Source organism: Aurantibacter sp. (assembly GCF_042094015.1).
In the GTDB taxonomy this organism is placed as follows: Bacteria; Bacteroidota; Bacteroidia; order Flavobacteriales; family Flavobacteriaceae; genus Aurantibacter.
In genome coordinates, this window is the sequence record NZ_JBELDZ010000126.1 from 1 (window position 1) to 2796 (window position 2796).

Below are 2796 nucleotides of genomic sequence, written 5' to 3' on the forward strand. Positions count from 1 at the left end.
AGTCCTAGCGGACTTTCTATCTGTGTTTTATTTGCTAACTTTAGTGCTTAAACAACGCAACGAGATCATACACCAATACGTTGTAGGTAATGTAAACTCAGAACAGCGCACTCATCACTTTCTACACATTAAAAAACAATTTTCATTTTTTTGTAACAAATTTTTGTTTCTAATACTTACCTAGCGAATTTAAAAAAACAAAAAAAATGAGTCATCTTAAATCAATTATCGCGGTATTAGTATTTACTTTAATTGTTAGTTTTTCTCAAGCTCAAGACAAAATAAAATTAGAAAATTCTGTTTTGTGGAAAATAGAGCATTCGGAACTAAAAGAACCTTCTTATGTTTTAGGAACTTTACATATGATGTGTAAAGACGACTTTGAAATTTCAAAAAAAATTAGTCAAACGCTACAAAATGTTGATGCATTAGTTTTAGAAGTAAATTTATCTGACAAAGTAGAGATAAAATCAATGCAAGAATCAATGAAAAATCCAAAGAAAATATCTGAAGAGCTAACTAAAAAACAATTCGAAGAGTTAGATACATTTGTAACTAAAATAATGGGGACATCATTAACAAATTTTGATACATATGGTCTTTCCATTCTAAATGCCATAATGATTCAAAAAATGTTACCCTGTACAGAAATAAAATCACTAGATAATGAGCTTATGCTTCTAGCAGCAGAGAAACAAAAGCCTATTTATAGTTTAGAAAAGGTTTCAGAGCAAATGGAAATGTTAAAACGAGCTTATCCTACAGAGTTTGCTTTAAAACAAATATTGTTATTTGAATCTTATAAAAAAGATTTTAGCGAAGCAATAACAGCATATAAAAATGAAGATATTAAGACTGCGGTAAATCTACTTACTAAAGACATTTATATGAACGAAAATGCTACAAATCTTATGCAAATTAATCGAAATAAGAATTGGGTAGAAAAAATGCCTCAAATGATGAAAGAAAGAAGTAATTTATTTGCGGTTGGAACGGCTCATTTAACTAATAAATATGGTATAATTCACCTTTTAAGACAAATAGGGTACACTGTAACACCAGTATTTAATTAGGTAGATAAATATGCAATTAACTGAAAAAGAATTTTTAGCAGCCATCAATAAACATAAAGGCATTATTTATAAAGTGTCTAGGATATACTTTGATAAGCTTGAAGACCAACAAGATTTATTTCAAGAAATCATTCTACAATTATGGAAATCTTTAGCTTCATTTAAAGGAAAAAGTGAATTTTCTTCTTGGATGTACAGGGTAGCTCTAAATACTGCCATTGTTTTTTTTAAAAAGGAAAAAAGAAAGTCCGATAGTTATAGTTCTTTAAAAATTGAGCCAATTGCTTATCAAGATTATAACGATAAAAAAGACCAAGAGTTAGATCATTTTTACAAGGCTGTTAAAAAGTTAAATAAAATTGAAAAAGCATTAATACTTCAATTTATTGAAGGTTTTTCTGGAAAGGAAATAGCCGAAAACATGGGAATTACAGAAGTTAATGTTAGAGTAAAAATAAATAGAACAAAGAATAAATTAAAAGAAATAATAAAAAATCAAGGATATGGATTTTGAAACAATAAAACAAAAAATAAACTCTGATAATATGGATGACAATCAGATTCCTCAAAAAATAGGAGATTTGAAAACAAGTAATATGCCTATACAAAAAGTTAGAAAAAGCATGAGGGATGAAATTATTACTCAACTAATTTGTATAGTAATCTTTTTTTCTGCGCCAAGTTTTATAGAGATGCATCGTTTACCAAAAACAACATATTATATTATAATTTTTATTACTAATTTAATTACTTTGGGCTATTTAATAAAAATGAGTTGGTTTTTAAACAAAACCAGTAATTTAAGCAATAACAGTAAAGCAACTATCGTATCTTTTATTTATGACCTTAAACTAACTTTGGAAGTTTATAAAACCGCAATAATTTCAGGGAGCTTATTACTTCCATTAGCCATGGTAAGCTTATTTCGTGGTTCCATAAAAATTGATGAGGAAGTATTTAATGATTTAATCCTATTAAATATGCCAAACACAACACTTATTCTATATGTTTTTGGATATATATTAATAGCTATACTTATATATTTCATTACAGTTTGTTGGTCGAATAAATTGTATGGTGTGCATATTAAAAATCTTGAAAAAATCTTGAAAGAATTTGATTGTTAGTAGTAAAACACTACCTACAACAAAGTAACCGTTGCACAAGTTCCTAAAAAAGAACATGAACACAACAAACAGCTCCTTTTTAGGGGCTTTTTATTTTTAGCAAGGATGGAAAATTGGTTTTATGGGATTGTCTAGAAGGGGGAGAGCTTCTGAAGTCTTTTTTTCACAGGTGTTGGACAAACATACTTCGCAATTCTATTTTGAAACCCAATGAGACAATCAAATTGATTTTCGACGCTTTTCTTGATCATTTTTCTTTCTCTACATTATTAAAAACATAAAAAAACAACTAGATTTACAAGGAGTTGTGCAACAGGCACAATGGCGATAATTCATTGTGATTTTGTGCCGCACCAAAATCATAGGCGAGACCGTTGCCGACCATTTTAGAAAAGTCGCATGAGGAGCTAAAATTGGAATCAAAGAATGAAAATAAAACTAGATGAGCAACGAACTGATTAAACACAAAAATTGGTGGAATAGGAATTGGAAATGGTTCGTTCCTTTAAGCGGATTGTTATTGGTTATGATATCGATTTTTATTTCTTCTGGAATGGGTCAAATTGGTGCTAATTTGGCGAAAGCATATTCAGATA

General features: G+C 28.9%; 3 protein-coding genes. All 3 read left to right on the forward strand.

The genetic code is table 11. The annotated features are described in order from the left end of the window. Positions 1 to 206: 206 nt before the first annotated feature. Genes ACFDSN_RS12015 through ACFDSN_RS12025 form a run of 3 tightly spaced genes read left to right on the forward strand, consistent with a single transcriptional unit; the run spans position 207 to position 2200 of the window. Positions 207 to 1073, forward strand: a complete 867-nt coding sequence (locus tag ACFDSN_RS12015) for a TraB/GumN family protein (RefSeq protein ID WP_375240096.1) — start codon at positions 207 to 209, stop codon at positions 1071 to 1073. A 10-nt stretch (positions 1074 to 1083) separates the two neighbouring features. Beyond that, a complete protein-coding gene (locus tag ACFDSN_RS12020; RefSeq protein WP_375240097.1) occupies positions 1084 to 1587 on the forward strand; it encodes an RNA polymerase sigma factor in 504 nt (167 codons plus the stop codon). Beyond that, positions 1577 to 2200 carry a hypothetical protein gene (locus tag ACFDSN_RS12025; RefSeq protein WP_375240098.1) on the forward strand — a complete coding sequence of 208 codons (624 nt, stop codon included), beginning with the start codon at positions 1577 to 1579 and terminating at the stop codon, positions 2198 to 2200. Before ACFDSN_RS12020 ends, ACFDSN_RS12025 begins: the two co-directional genes overlap by 11 nt. Positions 2201 to 2796: the final 596 nt, after the last annotated feature.

Coding starts and splice junctions, on each gene's coding strand:
- ACFDSN_RS12015 (WP_375240096.1), top strand. CDS start 207: ATGAGTCATCTTAAATCAATTATCGCGGTATTAGTATTTACTTTAATT.
- ACFDSN_RS12020 (WP_375240097.1), top strand. CDS start 1,084: ATGCAATTAACTGAAAAAGAATTTTTAGCAGCCATCAATAAACATAAA.
- ACFDSN_RS12025 (WP_375240098.1), top strand. CDS start 1,577: ATGGATTTTGAAACAATAAAACAAAAAATAAACTCTGATAATATGGAT.